This is a genomic window from Bacillus sp. SIMBA_074 (assembly GCF_046534555.1).
Classification (GTDB): Bacteria; Bacillota; Bacilli; order Bacillales; family Bacillaceae_G; genus Bacillus_A; species Bacillus_A mycoides.
Genome location: NZ_JAWRYM010000159.1, coordinates 1 through 386, shown reverse-complemented (window position 1 = coordinate 386; position 386 = coordinate 1). Strand labels below are relative to the sequence as shown.

At 46.1% G+C, this 386-nt stretch carries 1 pseudogene; it reads left to right on the top strand.

What is annotated here, in order from left to right:
* A pseudogene (locus tag SB773_RS30295) lies at positions 1 to 386 on the top strand (peptidase M23); the annotation flags it as partial.

Below are 386 nucleotides of genomic sequence, written 5' to 3'. Positions count from 1 at the left end.
ATGGTATTACCTTGCTGGCGCTGATCAATATGAGCACAGCCTAAGGGCTGCCAGACGGGATTTAGAGCCGGCAAAGGGTTTAATTGGCATCAATATCGAGCCTTCAAAGTGGGGTGGGGCTCTCAATCCTCACTTAAACGACGTGAACCCGCTAACGATCACCTTTTTTGATGGGTTAGGCCAGGATGGGAATGGCGATGGCAAAGCTGATGTCACTAATGACACCGATCGATTATACGCTTTTTCGAAGCATCTCCATACTTATGGTTCAGATGAAGATAATATCCGGATCGGCTTGTGGGAATATTATAAACGAGATAAAGCCGTCAGCATCATTATCGGCAATGCGAAGATCTATAAGAAATATGGCCGGCTGGATTTACAGG